This window comes from Novosphingobium album (ex Liu et al. 2023) (genome assembly GCF_029076845.1).
In the GTDB taxonomy this organism is placed as follows: domain Bacteria; phylum Pseudomonadota; class Alphaproteobacteria; order Sphingomonadales; family Sphingomonadaceae; genus Novosphingobium.
This window is the reverse complement of record NZ_JARESE010000020.1, coordinates 90,994-108,048: the sequence shown is the minus strand read 5'-3', so window position 1 is coordinate 108,048 and position 17,055 is coordinate 90,994. Positions and strand designations below refer to the sequence as shown.

Here is a 17,055-nt window from a genome sequence, read left to right as displayed (position 1 = left end):
GGACCGCCCGCGCGTTTCGTCCCGGAATGCCTGAGCGGGCTTGCGGGCAATAATACTTCCCATTACCGAAACTTTCCGAGCGCATTCGTACACCGGGCAATCCTTCGCGGTTGCAAAAACGGTGTCCAATCGTCATGGAAAACGTTCGGGCAGTTTCACCGCATATCGCGGCAGTGCGAGTCGTGTTCGCGGGCACGATCGCCGGGGCGGGGTCCGGCAAATAACAGGATGGGTTTTTATCGATGGGATTTCCTAAGCCCCAAGGCCTTTACGATGCGCGCAACGAACACGATTCCTGCGGCGTGGGCTTTGTTGCCCACATCAAGGGACAGAAAAGCCACGCAATCGTCGCCCAGGCGCTGGAGATCCTGAAAAACCTGGACCATCGCGGCGCGGTGGGCGCCGATCCGCTGATGGGCGACGGCGCCGGCATCCTGATCCAGATGCCCGACGCATTGTTTCGCAAGTGGGCGGCCGAAACCGGGCATGACTTGCCCCAGCCGGGCGATTACGCCGTGGCCATGTGCTTCCTGCCGCAGGACGAGGCGAGCCGGAACCTGGTCATCGAAACCTTCGAGAAGTTCATCCTCAAGGAAGGCCAGACGCTGATCGGCTGGCGCGACGTTCCGGTCTCGCTCGACGGGCTGGGCAAGGCGGTGATCGAATCCATGCCGGTGATCCGCCAGTGCTTCGTCGCGCGCGGGCCGGGCTGCGCGGATCAGGACGCGTTCGAGCGCAAGCTGCTGGCGATCCGCAAGCAGACGCAGAACCCGCTGGCGCAGATGGCCGAAAAGCACGGGCTGCCCGGACTGAACGAGCTTTACATGCCCAGCTTCTCCAGCCGCACCATGGTCTACAAGGGCCTGCTGCTGGCGACGCAGGTGGGCAGCTTCTATCAGGATCTGCGCGATCCCGAATGCGTGTCCGCGCTCGGCCTGGTGCACCAGCGCTTTTCCACCAACACTTTCCCGAGCTGGAAGCTGGCGCACCCTTATCGCTACATGGCGCACAATGGCGAGATCAACACGGTTCGCGGCAACGTGAACTGGATGAACGCCCGCCGCCGCACCATGGAATCGGAGCTGCTGGGCTCCGATCTCGACAAGATGTGGCCGCTGATCCCGCACGGCCAGTCCGACACCGCCTGCCTCGACAATGCGTTCGAGCTGCTGGTCGCGGGCGGCTACACGCTGGCCCACGCGATGATGATGCTGATCCCCGAGGCCTGGGCGGGCAACCCGCTGATGAGCCCGGAGCGCCGCGCGTTCTACGAATACCACGCCGCGCTGATGGAGCCGTGGGACGGCCCGGCCGCCGTCGCCTTCACCGATGGCCGCCAGATCGGCGCGACGCTGGACCGCAACGGCCTGCGCCCGGCGCGCTTCCTCGTCACCGATGACGACTTGTGCGTCATGGCTTCCGAAAGCGGCGTGCTGCCGATCAAGGAAGACAACATCGTGCGCAAGTGGCGCCTCCAGCCGGGCCGGATGCTGCTGATCGATTTCGAGCAGGGCCGGATCATCGAGGACGAGGAGCTGAAGACCCAGCTCGCCGGCGCGGAGCCTTATCAGGAGTGGCTCCACAAGGCGCAGTACATGCTCAAGGATCTCGACGTGATCGAGCCCGAACTGGCGCAGCTGCCCGTGGCCACCACCACGCTGCTCGATCGCCAGCAGGCCTTCGGCTATACGCAGGAAGACATCTCGCGCTTCCTGGAGCCGATGGCGCTGAACGCCGACGATCCGATCGGGTCGATGGGCACCGACACGCCGATCCCGGTGCTGTCGAGGAAGTCGCGCCTGCTCTACGACTATTTCAAGCAGAACTTCGCGCAAGTCACCAACCCGCCGATCGACCCGATCCGCGAGGAGCTGGTGATGAGCCTGGTCTCGATGATCGGCCCGCGCCCCAACCTGCTGGGGCATGACGCGGGCGCGCACAAGCGCCTGGAAGTCAGCCAGCCGATCCTCACCGACGAGGATATCGCCAAGATCCGCTCGGTCGAGGCGGCGCTGGATGGCGCGTTCCGCACCGAGACGATCGACATCACCTGGGATGCCGAAACCGGCGCCGCCGGGCTGGGCATGGCGATCAAGGAAATGTGCTGGGCCGCGACCGAGGCGGTGCTGGCCGACAAGAACATCCTGATCCTGTCCGATCGCGCGCAAGGGCCCGAACGCATTCCGATGCCGGCGCTGCTGGCCACTTCGGCTGTGCACCACCACCTGGTCCGCCAGGGCCTGCGGATGCAGACCGGGCTGGTCGTCGAAACCGGCGAAGCGCGTGAGGTGCAGCATTTCTGCGCGCTGGCCGGCTATGGCGCGGAAGCGATCAATCCCTACGTCGCCTTCGAGACGATCGAGGATATCCGCACCCGCAAGAACCTGCCAGTTTCGGCCAGGGACGCGGAAAAGAACTATATCTACGCCATCGGCAAGGGCATCCGCAAGGTCATGTCCAAGATGGGCATCTCCACCTATCAGTCCTATTGCGGCGCGCAGATCTTCGATGCGGTGGGCCTGTCCACCCGCTTCGTCGAAACCTATTTCAGCGGCACCGCGACGACGATCGAAGGCGCCGGCCTGGCCGAGATCGCCGAGGAGACGGTGCGCCGCCACGCCGCGGCCTATGGCGACAACCCGATCTATGCGCACATGCTCGATGTCGGCGGCATGTATGGTCTGCGCCTGCGCGGCGAGGAGCACGCCTGGACTTCGCAGAACATCGGCGCGCTGCAGCACGCGGTGCGCGGCAACCTGCCCGAGAAGTACCGCGAGTTCGCCCGGTCGATCAACGACCAGTCGGAACGCCTGCTGACGATCCGGGGCCTCATGGAATTCGTTCCGGGCAAGCCGGTGCCGCTCGACGAGGTCGAGCCGGCGAGCGAGATCGTCAAGCGTTTCGCCACCGGCGCGATGAGCTTCGGCTCGATCAGCCGCGAGGCGCATACCACGCTGGCCATGGCGATGAACCGCATCGGCGGCAAGTCGAACACCGGCGAGGGCGGCGAGGAAGTCGATCGCTTCACCCCGCTGCCCAATGGCGATTCGATGCGCTCGGCGATCAAGCAAGTGGCCAGCGGCCGGTTCGGCGTCACCACCGAATACCTGGTCAACGCCGATGACATCCAGATCAAGATGGCGCAGGGCGCGAAGCCTGGCGAAGGCGGCCAGCTTCCGGGCGACAAGGTGGACAAGACCATCGGCAAGGTGCGCCATTCGACGCCGGGCGTCGGCCTGATCAGCCCGCCGCCGCACCACGACATCTATTCGATCGAGGATCTGGCGCAGCTCATCCACGATCTCAAGAACGTGAACCCGGTGGCGCGCATCTCGGTCAAGCTGGTGTCCGAAGTCGGCGTCGGCACGGTCGCGGCCGGCGTTTCCAAGGCGCGGGCCGATCATGTGACGATCTCCGGCTACGAAGGCGGCACGGGTGCCTCGCCGCTGACCAGCCTGACGCACGCGGGTTCGCCCTGGGAGATCGGCCTGGCCGAGACCCAGCAGACGCTGCTGCTCAACAACTTGCGCAGCCGCATCGCGGTGCAGGCCGACGGCGGCATCCGCACCGGGCGCGACGTGGCCATCGCGCTGCTGCTCGGCGCCGACGAGATCGGCTTCGCCACCGCGCCGCTGATCGCGGCGGGCTGCATCATGATGCGCAAGTGCCACCTCAACACCTGCCCGGTCGGCGTCGCGACGCAGGACCCGGTGCTGCGCGCGCGCTTCACCGGCCAGCCCGAGCACGTGGTCAACTACTTCTTCTTCGTCGCCGAGGAACTGCGCGCGATCATGGCCGAGCTGGGCTTCCGCACTGTGGCCGAGATGGTCGGCCGGGTCGACCGGCTCGACATGAAGAAGGCGATCACCCACTGGAAGGCCAGGGGGATCGACCTCAGCCGCATCCTGCACCAGGTCGACAAGGGCGGCAGCCCGACGCTCAACTGGTCGGAAACGCAGGACCACGGCCTCGAAAACGCGCTCGACAACGAGCTGATCGCCGCTTCGGCCGAGGCGCTGGAAAGCCGCCAGCCGGTGCGCATCGAACGCAGCGTGATCAACGTCAACCGCACGGTCGGCGCGATGCTTTCGGGCGAAGTCGCCAAGCGTTACGGCCACACCGGCCTGCCCGACAACACGATCAACGTGAAGCTGACGGGCGTTGCCGGCCAGAGCTTCGGCGCGTGGCTGGCCCACGGCGTCACGCTGGACCTGACGGGCGACGGCAACGACTATGTCGGCAAGGGTCTTTCGGGCGGCCGGGTGATCGTGCGCCAGCCCACCCATGTCGATCGCGATCCGCTCAGCAACATCATCGTCGGCAACACCGTGCTCTATGGCGCGATCGCGGGCGAGGCGTTCTTCAACGGCGTTGCCGGCGAGCGCTTCGCGGTGCGCAATTCGGGCGCGGTCGCGGTGGTCGAGGGCTGCGGCGATCATGGCTGCGAATACATGACCGGCGGCGTCGTCGCGGTGCTCGGCAAGACCGGGCGCAACTTCGCGGCGGGCATGTCGGGCGGCGTCGCCTATGTCTATGACGAGGACGGCGTGTTCGAGAAGCTGTGCAACCTCTCGATGGTCGATCTGGTCGCGATCGCGGCCGGGCCCGACGAGGAGGACGGCGCCGGCCGGCCGCAGCAGCGGACCAACGGAGTCAACGATACCGGCATGGGCGACATGCTGCGCCACGATGCCGAGCGCCTGCGCGTTCTGCTCGAACGCCACCACCTGCACACCGGCAGCAAGCGCGCCCGCGACCTGCTCGACAACTGGGAGACTGCACTGGGCAAGTTCGTCAAGGTGATGCCGCGCGACTATGCGAAGGCGCTCAGGCAACTCGAGGCCGAGCGGCGGGAAGCCGCTTCGGTGGCCGCGGAATAAGGGGGCGCGACGATGGGCAAGGAAACCGGCTTTCTCGAGATCGACCGCCACGATCGCACATACGCGGACCCGAAGGAGCGCCTGCACCACTACAAGGAGTTCACCGTCCCGCTGTCGGCGGATGAACTGCGCGCGCAGGCTTCGCGCTGCATGAACTGCGGCGTGCCGCATTGCCACACGGGCTGCCCGGTCAACAACATCATCCCGGACTGGAACCACCTAGTCTACGAGGATGACTTCCGCAACGCGCTGGAAGTGCTGCATTCGACCAACAATTTCCCCGAATTCACCGGCCGGGTCTGCCCTGCGCCGTGCGAGGCGGCCTGCACGCTCAACATCATCGACCAGCCGGTGACGATCAAGTCGATCGAATGCGCCATTGTCGATCGCGGCTGGCAGCGCGGCTGGATCACGCCGCAAGTGCCCGCGCAGCGCAGCGGCAAGTCGGTCGCGGTGGTCGGCTCGGGGCCCGCCGGCATGGCCTGCGCGCAGCAGCTCGCGCGTGCCGGCCATCTCGTCACCGTGTTCGAGAAGAACGATCGGGTCGGTGGCCTGCTGCGCTACGGCATTCCCGACTTCAAGATGGAAAAGCACCTGATCAACCGCCGCGCGGTGCAGATGGAGGCCGAAGGCGTCGAATTCCGCACCTCGGTCGAGGTGGGCGTGTCGATCTCGGTGAACTCGCTCAAGGAGAATTTCGACGCGATCGTCTTCGCCGGCGGTGCCGAGGAAGCGCGGCGGCTGGAAATTCCGGGTGCCGAGCTGCCCAGCGTGCGGCTGGCGATGGAATTCCTGATGCAGCAGAACAAGCGCAATGCCGGCGATGACGAACTGCGCGCCGCGCCGCGCGGTTCGATCACCGCCACGGGCAAGCATGTCATCGTCATCGGCGGCGGCGATACCGGGTCTGACTGCGTCGGCACGTCGAACCGCCAGGGCGCGGCTTCGGTCACGCAGCTTGAGATCATGCCCAGGCCGCCGGAAAAGGAAAACAAGGCGCTGTCCTGGCCGAACTGGCCGCTCAAGCTGCGCACCTCGACCAGCCATGAGGAAGGCGTGACGCGCGACTGGGCGGTACTGACCAAGCGCGTGGTCGGCGAGAACGACGTCAAGGGTCTGGAATGCGTCCGCGTCGAATGGCAGGACGGCAAGATGCAGGAAGTGCCGGGCAGCGAATTCACGCTCAAGGCCGATCTCATCCTGCTGGCCATGGGCTTCGTCAGCCCGCGCAAGGGCCTGCTCGAACAGGCCGGCGTCGAGCTGGACCCGCGCGGCAACGTCAAGGCGGACACCGACAAGTACCAGTCGAGCGACGAGCAGATCTTCGCGTGCGGCGATATGCGCCGGGGGCAGAGCCTGGTCGTCTGGGCGATCCGCGAAGGTCGCCAGTGCGCCCGCGCGGTGGACGAAGCGCTGATGGGCGTCAGCGAACTGCCGCGCTGAGCCTTCGGACCACATAGGGATGAACCAGGGGGCGTTGCCGCAAGGCGCGCCCCTTTCCCGTTGGGCGCGGCGCGATCGGTTCCACGGGGGTGAATGCCCGGCTACTGGAACCCCCGTGGCTCCATCCTGCGCCGATCTTCATCAATCGGCGGCTAAAGCGGCATTCCTTCGGAACTCGCCCCGCGAAAGGATGCCGTGCCGCGATGATCAAGGACCAGACCCGAACCGGCGGCCGCGTGCTGGGCGCGCTTGTCATCATGGCGGTCGTGCTGACGGGCTTCGTCATTTCCCAGATCCGCTTCGGCGGCCCGATCCAGCGCAAGCACGCGCTGCAGGACGAGATGCTGGCCGATATCCTGCCGCCGCCCGCTTTCGTGGTCGAACCCTACCTGCACGCGACGCTGATCGCCGATGATCCCGCCTCCGCGGGCGAGGAGCTGCGCGCGCTGGATGCCTTGCATCAGGAATTTCGCGATCGGCAGGCCTATTGGCGGCAAACGCCGATGCCGCCGCAAGTGCAGGCCCGGCTCGATCGGGTGCTGGGCAAGGCGGACGCATTCTGGCGCGCGGTCGACACCCGCTTCACGCCCGCGGTCCGCGCGGGCGATGGCGCGGCGATCCGCGACATTCATCGTCGCATCCTGACGCCGCTTTACCACCAGCAGCATGATGAAGTGGTCAAGCTGGTGGAGATGTCGCGTGCCTATAGCGAGGCCGAACTGGCCAGCGACCGGCGCGTGGTGTTCCTGTGCCTGGCCGCCAGCGGGGCGATCGCGCTGCTGCTGGTCGCGGCCCTGCAACTGGCCGCCTGGCTGATCCAGCGCCGGATCGTGGCGCCGCTGGGGGTGGCATCGGATGCCATCGGCAGCCTGGCCAGCGGCGATTACGCGATCGCCATCGCGGGCCTCGATCGCGAGGACGAACTGGGCAGGATGGCGCGATCGATGGACGTGTTCCGCCGGGCCGGCCTGGCCCAGCGCGATTTCGAACAGGCGCAGCGCGAGGTGGTCGAGGCGCTGTCGGTGGGGCTGGGCAAGCTTGCCGCCAAGGATCTCGAATTCCGGCTCGATCAGCCCTTTCCCGAAAGCTATGAGGCGGTACGGGCGAATTTCAATCAGGCGCTCGACGCGCTGATGCAGGCGCTGGGCACGGTGCGTGTCGGCGCGGCCGGCGTGATGGCCAGCGTGGTCGAGATCCGCGCCGCGTCCGATGATCTGGCGATCCGCAACGAGCAGCAGGCCGCCAACCTTGAGGAGACGGCCGCCGCCATGGAAATGGTGACGGGGCGCGTCGATGCCGCATCGGGCAGCGCGGACGAGGCGCAGGAGGCGATCGCGCAGGCCCACCGCCAGGCGACCGAGGGCGGCGAAGTGGTGCACCGCGCGATCGAGGCGATGGCCGCGATCGAACAATCCGCGCAGGAAATCTCAAAGATCATCAACGTGATCGACGGCATCGCGTTCCAGACCAACCTGCTGGCGCTGAACGCCGGGGTGGAAGCGGCGCGCGCGGGCGATGCCGGCAAGGGCTTTGCCGTCGTCGCCAATGAAGTGCGCGCGCTGGCCCAGCGCTCGGCCGACGCGGCGCAGGACATCAAGGCGCTGATCCTCAACAGCTCCACCCAGGTCGGGGCCGGTGTCGAACTGGTCGGCCAGACGGGCGAGAAGCTGACCGCGATCGTCGCGCAAGTGGGCGCGGTGCACGCGCTCGTCGCCAGCATGGCCGCTTCGACCGACGATCAGGCGCAGAACCTCAACCAGGTCAATTCCGCCGTCCGCGAAATGGACCTTACCACCCAGCGCAACGCGGCCATGGTCGAGCAGACCACGGCGGCCACGCGCCGGCTGGAGCAAGAGGCGATGGGCCTGTCGCAACTGGTTTCCACCTTCCGCACGCGCGAGCGCGATACCCGGCCCGACGGGCCGAACGCGCGCGCCTTGCGCCGGCAGACCGCCGTGGGCGCCGAGCCCGCCCCGGCCTCGTTCAGCGCGGCTGCCTGAACCGGCCCACCGCGGGAGCGATTACCCGGCATCGCGCCGCCCGGCCGGGCGTGCCGCCGCTTGACGCAGGCGGGCCCAGCCGCGAGACAGGCACGGTTCCGCGATCAGGGAGAGCGTGCGATGCTGCTGGAAATTGCCGAGATCGAAGTGCGCCCCGGCGCGGAAGAGGAATTCGCCAGGGCCATGCGCGAAACCGGCCTTGCCCATCTGGCCACTTGCGAAGGCGTGGTTTCGGTCAGCTTCGGGCGCGGCGTGGAGAACCCCGGCAAGTTCACGTTCAACGTGGTGTGGACATCGATGGACGCGCACATGGCCGCCCGCGCGCTGGACGCTTTCGGCCAGTTCCGCGCCGCGTTCGGCGATCTCACCGTGGGTGGCGGGATGAGCCATTACGAGATGGATGCGCCGATCGCCGGGCCTTCGGCCTAGAGCGACCCGCCGTTTCGCATCGCGGCGCATCAACCCAAGACGATCACGCTCCAAGCGGCGCGCTGGCCGGCTTCACGGCTGCCAGTCGATCGGCTGGCGCCCGTGGGCTTCGAGGAAGCGGTTGGCCTGGCTGAAATGCCGGCAGCCGAAGAAGCCCGAATGGGCCGAAAGCGGGCTGGGGTGCGGCGCGGTGAGGACGAGGTGGTGTTCGGCATGGAGGCCGGGCACGCGCTCCGCCTTGCGGCGCGCATGGCTGCCCCACAGCATGAACACGCAGGCTTGCGGCCCGGCCGCGACAGCGGCGACGGCGGCATCGGTGATCGCTTCCCAGCCCAGGTTCTGGTGCGATCCGGCTTGCCCGGCCTCCACTGTCAGCGCGTTGTTGAGCAGCAGCACGCCTTGCCGGGCCCAATGTTCCAGATTGCCGTGCGTCGGGCGGGTGATGCCGCAATCGCTTTCCAGCTCCTTGTAGATGTTGAGCAGCGAGGGCGGGATTTTCACGCCGTCCGGCACGGAAAACGCCAGGCCATGCGCCTGTCCGGGCCCGTGATAGGGGTCTTGCCCGAGGATCACGACCTTCACCGTGTCGAGCGGGGTCAGCTCCAGCGCGCGCAGGCGGGCGCCGCGCGGGGGATAGATCTGCTTGCCGGCCGCTTCCTGCGCCTTGAGAAAGCCGCCCAGCTTGCGTGCCTCGCGCCCGTCGAGCACCGGGTGCAGTGCCGGCTGCCAGCTTGGCGGTACCGGGCTTGCGTTCGCAGTTTCGTTCATCGCCTGCCGCCCATTGCGAAATCCTGGCCCAGTCCCTAAGCATTTCGGCAGCATGGCTGTCTATCTCCACGAAGAAGATCTCCCCGAAGGCGTGCTTGCGCCGGGGCCCGTCGCGGTTGATACCGAGACGATGGGGCTTATCACCCCGCGTGACCGGCTCTGCCTGGTGCAGATCTCCGACGGAAAGGGCGATGAGCATCTCGTCCGCTTCGCGCCGGGCAGCGCGTTCGCCGCGCCGAATCTCAAGGCGGTGCTGGCCGATCCCGCGCGGATCAAGCTCTATCACTTCGCCCGATTCGATCTGGCGGCGATCGAACATTACCTGGGCGTCACCGCCGCGCCGGTGTTCTGCACCAAGATCGCCAGCAAGCTGGTGCGCACTTACACCGATCGGCATGGCCTGAAGGACCTGGTGCGCGAGCTGCTGGGCAAGGAAATCTCCAAGCAGCAGCAATCGAGCGACTGGGGCGCGGCCGAGCTTTCCGAGCCGCAGCGTGAATATGCCGCGTCCGACGTGCGCTATCTCCACGCGATGCACGCGATCCTGGTGGAGCGGCTGGCGCGCGAAGGACGCACCGAACTGGCGCAGGCCTGCTTCGATTTCCTGCCCGCGCGGGCGCGGCTGGATCTGGCCGGCTGGCCCGAGCACGATATCTTCAGCCACGAATCCGCCTGAGCCGGCGATGTCGCTCGAAGCCACGCAGATCCGCAACCGGCGCCGGCACTTTGCCGCGCCTGGCGGATCGCACGATCGGCTGGTGGGCTTTCTCGCCCGGGCGCTGCCCGCCGGCATCGGGCTGATCGCGGCGGTGATGATCCTTTCACCGCTCAGCCCGCGTGGCGAGATCAGCTTCCTGCTCGATCGCAACAAGGTGGCCGTGACCAATGAACGGATCAAGGTGGATAGCGCGGCCTATCGCGGGCAGGACGCCAAGGGGCGCCCATTCGTCGTCACCGCCGGCAGCGCGGTGCAGCAGACGGCCAGCGTGCCGGTCGTGACGATGAACGATCTTGTCGCGCAGATGAAGCTGAACGACGGGCCGGGCGAGATTCGCGCGCCGCAAGGCGCCTACAACATCGATACAGACAGGCTGGCGGTATCCGGCCCGGTCAATTTCACCGCGCCCGATGGCTACCGCATGGTGACGCAAAACGTGGATATCGATCTCAAGAACCGTTCGGCGGTGGGCTCGGGCGGGGTTTCGGGCACGGTGCAGACCGGCACTTTCCGCGCCGACCGGATCGCCGTCGATCTGGAAACGCGCACCATCAGCCTTGAAGGCAACGCCCGGCTGCGCATGACGCCGGGCAAGCTGAGGATACCGCAATGACCCCTCGCCGCCTGCGGCTCGCGCTTGTCGCGCCCTTCGTCGCCGCCGCCGCATTCGCGGGATGGCAGCAGCTGGGCGCGCAGACTTTCTCAGGCCATGACAGCGACGCCCCGGTCGACTTCGGAGCCGATCGCATCGAATTGCAGGACCGGCAGGATCGCGTTGTCCTGTCGGGCAATGTCGATATCCGGCAGGGCGAGCTGCGGCTGCGCGCGCAGCGCACGATCGTCGCGCTGTCGAGCGCCGGCTCGCAGGATATCGAGCGCGTCACCGCGACGGGCGGCGTGGTCGTCACGCGCAACGACCAGCGGGCGACGGGCGATGTCGCGATCTACGATTTCAACAAGCGGATCATCACCATGGTCGGCAACGCGACGCTGACGCGCGGGGGCGACACGCTGCGCGGCAATCGCTTCGTGATCGATCTCAACAGCGGGGTCTCCGCCGCCGAAGGCCGCGTTTCGGGCACGTTCAACGTTCCCAAGAAGAAGAACTGAGCGCTTCCGTCGGGGGGGGGCTTTCGCCAGCCGGCGACGGCCGGTCAGAACGCGCGGTGATGCACCAGCACGCGCATCGTCAGCAGCACGATCTTGATATCGCGCAGGATCGTCCAGCCTTCCAGGTATTCCAGATCGGATTGCAGCCGGCTGATCAGATCCGATTCGCTGTCGGTCGCGCCGCGAAAGCCGCGGATCTGGGCCAGCCCGCTCAGCCCCGGTTTCAGGCAATGGCGCTGCCAGTAGCGCAAGTCCACTTCCCAGAAGAGCTTGGAGCCGGCCTGCGAGCCGATCGCGTGCGGGCGCGGGCCCACCAGGCTCATGTCGCCGATCAGCACGTTGAACAGCTGCGGCAGCTCGTCGATGCTGGTCGAACGGATGAACCGGCCGACCCGCGTGACGCGCTGATCGCCCTTCGAGGCGGAGACATTGCCGTCGCTGTCCGCCTGGGCGACCGTCATGCTGCGAAACTTGTACATGTCGAAAAAGCGGTTGCCCCGGCCCATGCGGCGCTGGACGAAGAACACCGGGCCGCCATCGCCAAGCTTCACCGCCAGCGCGGTCAGCAGCAGCAGCGGCGAAAGCGCCACGATCGCGCAGCCGGCGAACGTCACGTCGAACAGGCGCTTGATCGCGCGGTCGCGCAGGCCAAGCGGGCCGGCGGAGATCAGCAGCAGGCCGTGGCCACCGGCGACGCGCGCGCCCTGCGCGCCCAGCCGCGCCACTTCATCGTCCAGCACTTCGCCATCGACGTTCGCGCCCTTGAGCATCAGTGCCCAGTCGGCGCGGCGATCGTGCGGGCAACTGACGATCACCCGGTCGATATTGCGCAGCACCAGCCCCAGCCGGTCGAGCGCGTGGGGATCGTTGACATTGGGCTTGAGGCCCATGGCCGCGGCGGACACGCGGATCACGCCCTTGATCTCGATCCTGGGGCCGCCATCGTCGATCACCAGTTCGTTGGTCACGTTCTCGCCGCAGCGCCAGCGCACCACCGCGCGCATCTGCAGCCGCGCCCAGAGCAGCAGGAAGCTGGTGGCGATCGCGCCGCTGGCGAAGCTGGCGCGCGAGAACTCGTCGGCCGACTTGGTGAAGAAGGCGACGAAGATCACCGCCGCGAACGAGAGCACCAGGGCAAGCTGCACGCGCATGATGCCGATCCAGCTCTCGCGCAGCGCCGCGGTGGAGTAGGAACCGTTGTAGAGCGCGACGGTGAGGAAGATCGGCAGCAGCACCTGGCCGCGCGTCAGCGCATCGAACCAGCCTTCGTAGCCGCGATAGAGATAGCCGGCGGTGCCGAAGCCGCACAGCATGGCGACCATGTCGCCCAGCATCAGCGCCAGATAGCATTGCAGGCGCCTGCGCTCCAGCGACGGCGCCACCAGCAATTCATCCGAAACGGCCCTGATCCGTAAGGAGGATCGGACCGCGAAGGGCGCATTCACCTCATTCGTGCTCCCTGCCACCGTGACGATGCCGCCAGCATCCACCCCAAAGCTGTTCTCGACACAGCCACGCAATGTGGCCCCGTTCGCACGCAAAATTTAATCCAAATCGGATGTTGCAATGCGATAGGGGCTATTCCCTAACGCAAATTGCCGCCGGACCAAAGGCAAAATCCGTCAAGCGGTGGCGCTCGTGCGGCGTTTGGCGGGCTGCTGCTGGATCCGTGCGATCTCCGCCAGCCCTTGCGCCAGCAGCAACTCCGCGTCCTGGCTGTTCGCCAGCAGGATCTGGTGGAGTTCCACCAGCCGCTCGGCCAGCCGCTCCAGCCGGCGGCCGCGCCATTTGCGCAACTGCGCCGAAAGCGCTGCCTGATCGCGCCAGAAGATGCGCCGCGCGCCCGCCTCGGCCTTGAGGAACCCGTCGATATCGCCGCCAGGCCCCAGCCGCGCGGCCAGCGCCGCGAGTTGCGCCGCGCGCCGCTCGAACGCGAGCAGCAGGCCGACCGGGTTGAGCCCGAGATCGCGCATCCGCTTGAACTCGGGCGCGATCGATTCGCGCGGGCCGCCCAGCACCGCATCGACCAGCGAGGCGAAATCGTCATCCTCGGCCTGCGCCCCGATCGCATCGAGATCGCGCGCGGTGACCGGGCGCGGGCTTTCCGGGCCGGCATCGAGATAGAGCGCCAGCTTCTCGATCTCCGATCGCGCGATCCGCGTGTCCAGCGCCGATGCGGCGGCGATGCGCTCGGCGATCTCGCTGCCCATGCGCAGCCCGGCCTGCCCGGCCATGGTGCGCACGGCGGCGGTCACGGCGCTGAGGTCGGGCGGCCAGAACATGGCGACGAGCGAATCGGGCCGCGTGGCCAGCAGCTTGGCGGTGCGTGACTTGTCGGTCGCCCCGGTGGCGAGGATCAGCACCGGGCAGGGCTCCACGTCGCTGTCGATCAGGTTGGCCACGGCATCGTGCGCCTCGTCGCCTTGCGCGCGCACCCAGATGTGCCGCGTGCCGCCGAACAGCGAATTCGATCGCGCCTCGTCGCCCAGCCGCACGGGATCCTTGCGCAAGTCCGCGCCGGCCAGCTCGATCCGCTCACCGGGATCGGCAAGCAGCGCGGCGAGCTTCGTCGCCGCGTCCTGGATGCCGGCATCGTCCGGGCCGCAGAAGAAGAAGATGCGCGCGTCGCGGGCGGCACGCGGCGCCAGCCCCGCGAAATCCTTCTGCGTGGCCTTCACCGGCTCCCGCTCTCGCCCGCCCGCAATTGCAGCGAGACGCTGGTGACGATGCGGTCGGCGACGTCGCGCGACAGGTTTTCCAGCGCGGTCTGTTCGGCCGCGATCGTGGCGTAGTCGGACGAGACGACGTCGATGCCCGCGTCCGATCCGGCCGTGGCATCGAGCACGATCGCGCCGCTGGCGACGTCGACCAGCTGGTAGCGTGCGCGCAAGGTCCGGCGTTCCCGCCCGATCGTGTCGTCGGAGAGCAGCGCGAACCCTTCGAGATTGTCATCCAGCCGCACGTCCAGGCGATAGCGCGGCGCCTCGTTCCCGCCGCCCGCCTGCAGGCGATCGACCAGCGCGTTGCGCACCAGCCAGCCGGCGCGGCCCTCGATCGCGGAAACCTGGATCGTCGCAAGCCCGCGCGCCACCGCGCCGTTGCCGCCACCCGCGTACATCGGCTGGAGGCCGCAGGCCCCCAGCATCAGCGCGCCGGCCAAGGCGGCGAGCCGTTTCACGCGACGAGATTGACCAGACGGTCGGGCACGACGATCACTTTCCTCACTTCCGCCCCGTCCAGCGCACGCTGCACCTTGTCGCTGGCGAGCGCAAGCGCCTCCAGTTCCTCGCGCGCGGTGCCCTTGGCGACAGTCAGCGTGTCGCGCAGCTTGCCCTTGACCTGCACGGCGATGGTCACTTCGTCATCGACCAGCAGCGCCGGATCGACCGGGGGCCAGGCCGCCTCGGCGATCAGGCCCTCGCCGATCCGCGCCCAGGCCTCTTCGGCCAGGTGCGGCATCATCGGCGCGACGAGCAGCAGGATCGCGCGGATCGCGGCCGAGCGGCTGGCGGAAGGCCCGGCCTTGTCGATGGCGGAAGCCAGTTCGTAGATCCGCGCCACCGCCTTGTTGAACGACAGTGCCTCGATGTCCTCGGCCACGGCGGCGACGGTCTGGTCGCGCTTGCGGTCAAGCGGCTTGTCCTCGCCCGTGGCGGCCGCGTCGTACTGGCCGAACAGGCGCCAGAGGCGCTGGACGAAGCGGGCGCAGCCTTCGATCCCGGCTTCGGACCATGGCAAGTCACGCTCGGGCGGGCTGTCGGACAGCATGAACCAGCGGATCGCGTCGGCGCCGTACGTCGCGACGATCTCGTCGGGATCGACGACGTTCTTCTTCGACTTCGACATCTTGATGACCCGGCCGATCTCGACCGGCGCGCCATCGGCTTTCAGCACCGCGCTTTCGGCCCCGCGCTCGATCTCGCCGGGGCTGAAATAGACCGGCTGGCCATGGGCATCGTCGATGCGGAAATAGGTCTCATGCGTCACCATGCCTTGCGTGAACAGGCTGGCGAACGGCTCGGCGACGTCGATCAACCCGATGCGTTTCAGGGCGCGGGTCCAGAAGCGGGCGTAGAGCAAGTGCAGGATCGCATGCTCGATACCGCCGATATACTGTTCGACCGGCAGCCACCGGGCGATCTGCTCGGGATCGAACGGGCGATCGGCCGGCTGGCTGGCGAAGCGCAGGAAATACCATGAGGAATCGACGAAAGTATCGAGCGTGTCGGTCTCGCGCAGCGCTGGCTTGCCGCAGGACGGGCAAGCGACGTGCTTCCAGGTGGCGTGGCGTGCCAGCGGATTGCCCGGCGTCTGGAAATCGACGTCCTCGGGCAGCGTGACCGGCAGCTGGTCCTTGGGCACCGGCACCACGCCGCAGGCATCGCAGTGGATGAACGGGATCGGCGTGCCCCAATAGCGCTGGCGCGAAACACCCCAGTCGCGCAGGCGCCACACCGTCCTGCCCTCGCCCCAGCCCTCACCTTGCGCGCGGGCGATGACGGCGGCCTTGGCATCGGCCACGCCCATGCCGTCGATGAAGCCGGAATTGACCAGGATGCCGTCGCCCGCCTCGGCCTCGCCGGCGAAGGGCCGGTCCACGTCCACGGCGCTGGTCGCGACCACGCGCACGATCGGCAAGCCGTACTTGGTGGCGAAATCGAAGTCGCGCTGGTCGTGGCCGGGCACCGCCATGATCGCGCCGGTGCCATAGTCCATCAGCACGAAATTGGCGATCCACACCGGCAGCTCGGCGCCGGTGAAGGGGTGGAACACCTTGAGCCCGGTATCGAAGCCCAGCTTCTCGGCGGTTTCCAGCTCGGCCGCGGTGGTGCCGCCCGCGCGGCACAGTTCGATGAACGCCTGCGCCTCGGACGAGGTTGCGGCGACGGCGTGGGCCACCGGGTGATCGGCGGCGACGGCCACGAAGCTCGCGCCGAAGATCGTATCGGGCCGGGTGGTGTAGACCTCGATCGTCTCGTCGAAATTGGCCGACTGGAAGCGGAACTGCAGGCCCTGCGACTTGCCGATCCAGTTCTCCTGCATCAGCCGGACCTTGTCGGGCCAGTTCTCCAGCGTGCCCAGCCCGTCGAGCAGTTCCTCGGCGAAGTCGGTGATCTTGAGGAACCACTGGGAAAGCTTGCGCTTTTCCACCAGCGCGCCCGATCGCCAGCCGCGCCCGTCGATCACCTGCTCGTTGGCCAGCACGGTCTGGTCCACCGGATCCCAGTTGACTGCCGATTCCTTGCGATAGACCAGGCCCGCCGCATAGAGATCGAGGAACAGCGCCTGTTCGTGCCCGTAATAGTCCGGCTCGCACGTCGCCAGCTCGCGGCTCCAGTCAAGCGCGAAGCCCAGGCGCTTCAATTGCGCCTTCATGTTGGCGATGTTCTCGCGCGTCCAGCCGCCGGGATGCACGCCCTTTTCCATCGCCGCGTTCTCGGCCGGCATCCCGAAGGCGTCCCAGCCCATCGGGTGGAGCACTTCGTGCCCGGTCATCCGCTTGTAGCGCGCCAGCACGTCGCCCATGGTGTAGTTGCGGACATGGCCGATATGGATGCGCCCCGAAGGATAGGGAAACATCTCGAGCACATAGCTGCGCGGCTTGGGGCTCGCCTCATCGACGCGAAAGCACGCGTGCGCGTCCCAGACCCGCTGCCAATGCGTGTCTGCCCGGCCCGGATCGAACCGCTCGTTCATCACTTCCAGA

12 protein-coding genes are annotated in these 17,055 nt (G+C 67.4%); 7 read left to right on the top strand and 5 right to left on the bottom strand.

The window, feature by feature from the left end; all coding sequences use genetic code 11:
* The first annotated feature begins 242 nt into the window (after positions 1 to 242).
* The 4 genes from gltB to PYV00_RS08125 all read left to right on the top strand — a co-directional run bounded on the left by gltB (position 243) and on the right by PYV00_RS08125 (position 8,752).
* Positions 243 to 4,880, top strand: a complete 4,638-nt coding sequence (gene gltB / locus PYV00_RS08140; protein WP_275227785.1) for a glutamate synthase large subunit — start codon at positions 243 to 245, stop codon at positions 4,878 to 4,880.
* 12 nt (positions 4,881 to 4,892) lie between these two features.
* Entirely contained in the window at positions 4,893 to 6,323 is a 1,431-nt protein-coding gene (locus PYV00_RS08135; protein ID WP_275227784.1) for a glutamate synthase subunit beta, read from the top strand.
* Positions 6,324 to 6,526: 203 nt separating this feature from the next.
* Positions 6,527 to 8,323, top strand: coding sequence for a methyl-accepting chemotaxis protein (locus PYV00_RS08130; RefSeq protein ID WP_275227783.1), 1,797 nt, complete (start codon positions 6,527 to 6,529; stop codon positions 8,321 to 8,323).
* Between the two features lie 120 nt (positions 8,324 to 8,443).
* On the top strand, positions 8,444 to 8,752 hold the full coding sequence (locus PYV00_RS08125) for a putative quinol monooxygenase (protein WP_275227782.1): 309 nt from the start codon (positions 8,444 to 8,446) through the stop codon (positions 8,750 to 8,752).
* Between the two features lie 72 nt (positions 8,753 to 8,824).
* Here PYV00_RS08125 and ung read toward each other — a convergent pair whose 3' ends face one another.
* A complete protein-coding gene (gene ung / locus PYV00_RS08120) occupies positions 8,825 to 9,520 on the bottom strand; it encodes a uracil-DNA glycosylase (RefSeq protein WP_275227781.1) in 696 nt (231 codons plus the stop codon).
* Positions 9,521 to 9,572: 52 nt separating this feature from the next.
* Here ung and PYV00_RS08115 point away from each other — a divergent pair, with 52 nt between their 5' ends.
* From PYV00_RS08115 to lptA, 3 genes are read left to right on the top strand one after another with little or no spacing between them, the layout of a single operon-like run.
* Entirely contained in the window at positions 9,573 to 10,196 is a 624-nt protein-coding gene (locus PYV00_RS08115) for a ribonuclease D (protein ID WP_275227780.1), read from the top strand.
* A 7-nt stretch (positions 10,197 to 10,203) separates the two neighbouring features.
* The gene (gene lptC, locus PYV00_RS08110) at positions 10,204 to 10,851 is read left to right on the top strand and encodes an LPS export ABC transporter periplasmic protein LptC (RefSeq protein ID WP_275227779.1); all 648 of its coding nucleotides are present in this window, start codon (positions 10,204 to 10,206) and stop codon (positions 10,849 to 10,851) included.
* Complete coding sequence (lptA, locus tag PYV00_RS08105; RefSeq protein ID WP_275227778.1) at positions 10,848 to 11,348, top strand: lipopolysaccharide transport periplasmic protein LptA; 501 nt, start codon at positions 10,848 to 10,850, stop codon at positions 11,346 to 11,348. Before lptC ends, lptA begins: the two co-directional genes overlap by 4 nt.
* 44 nt (positions 11,349 to 11,392) lie before the next feature.
* Here the strand turns inward: lptA and PYV00_RS08100 are convergent, their stop codons facing one another.
* The 4 genes from PYV00_RS08100 to leuS form a co-directional block, all read right to left on the bottom strand.
* Complete coding sequence (locus PYV00_RS08100; RefSeq protein ID WP_275227777.1) at positions 11,393 to 12,793, bottom strand: sugar transferase; 1,401 nt, start codon at positions 12,791 to 12,793, stop codon at positions 11,393 to 11,395.
* Positions 12,794 to 12,970: 177 nt separating this feature from the next.
* Positions 12,971 to 14,026, bottom strand: a complete 1,056-nt coding sequence (holA, locus tag PYV00_RS08095) for a DNA polymerase III subunit delta (protein WP_275227776.1) — start codon at positions 14,024 to 14,026, stop codon at positions 12,971 to 12,973.
* Positions 14,023 to 14,526, bottom strand: coding sequence for an LPS assembly lipoprotein LptE (gene lptE, locus PYV00_RS08090; RefSeq protein ID WP_275227775.1), 504 nt, complete (start codon positions 14,524 to 14,526; stop codon positions 14,023 to 14,025). Before lptE ends, holA begins: the two co-directional genes overlap by 4 nt.
* Positions 14,523 to 17,045, bottom strand: coding sequence for a leucine--tRNA ligase (leuS, locus tag PYV00_RS08085; protein WP_275227774.1), 2,523 nt, complete (start codon positions 17,043 to 17,045; stop codon positions 14,523 to 14,525). Before leuS ends, lptE begins: the two co-directional genes overlap by 4 nt.
* Positions 17,046 to 17,055 lie beyond the last annotated feature (10 nt).

Coding starts and splice junctions, on each gene's coding strand:
- gltB (WP_275227785.1), top strand. CDS start 243: ATGGGATTTCCTAAGCCCCAAGGCCTTTACGATGCGCGCAACGAACAC.
- PYV00_RS08135 (WP_275227784.1), top strand. CDS start 4,893: ATGGGCAAGGAAACCGGCTTTCTCGAGATCGACCGCCACGATCGCACA.
- PYV00_RS08130 (WP_275227783.1), top strand. CDS start 6,527: ATGATCAAGGACCAGACCCGAACCGGCGGCCGCGTGCTGGGCGCGCTT.
- PYV00_RS08125 (WP_275227782.1), top strand. CDS start 8,444: ATGCTGCTGGAAATTGCCGAGATCGAAGTGCGCCCCGGCGCGGAAGAG.
- ung (WP_275227781.1), bottom strand. CDS start 9,520: ATGAACGAAACTGCGAACGCAAGCCCGGTACCGCCAAGCTGGCAGCCG.
- PYV00_RS08115 (WP_275227780.1), top strand. CDS start 9,573: ATGGCTGTCTATCTCCACGAAGAAGATCTCCCCGAAGGCGTGCTTGCG.
- lptC (WP_275227779.1), top strand. CDS start 10,204: ATGTCGCTCGAAGCCACGCAGATCCGCAACCGGCGCCGGCACTTTGCC.
- lptA (WP_275227778.1), top strand. CDS start 10,848: ATGACCCCTCGCCGCCTGCGGCTCGCGCTTGTCGCGCCCTTCGTCGCC.
- leuS (WP_275227774.1), bottom strand. CDS start 17,045: ATGAACGAGCGGTTCGATCCGGGCCGGGCAGACACGCATTGGCAGCGG.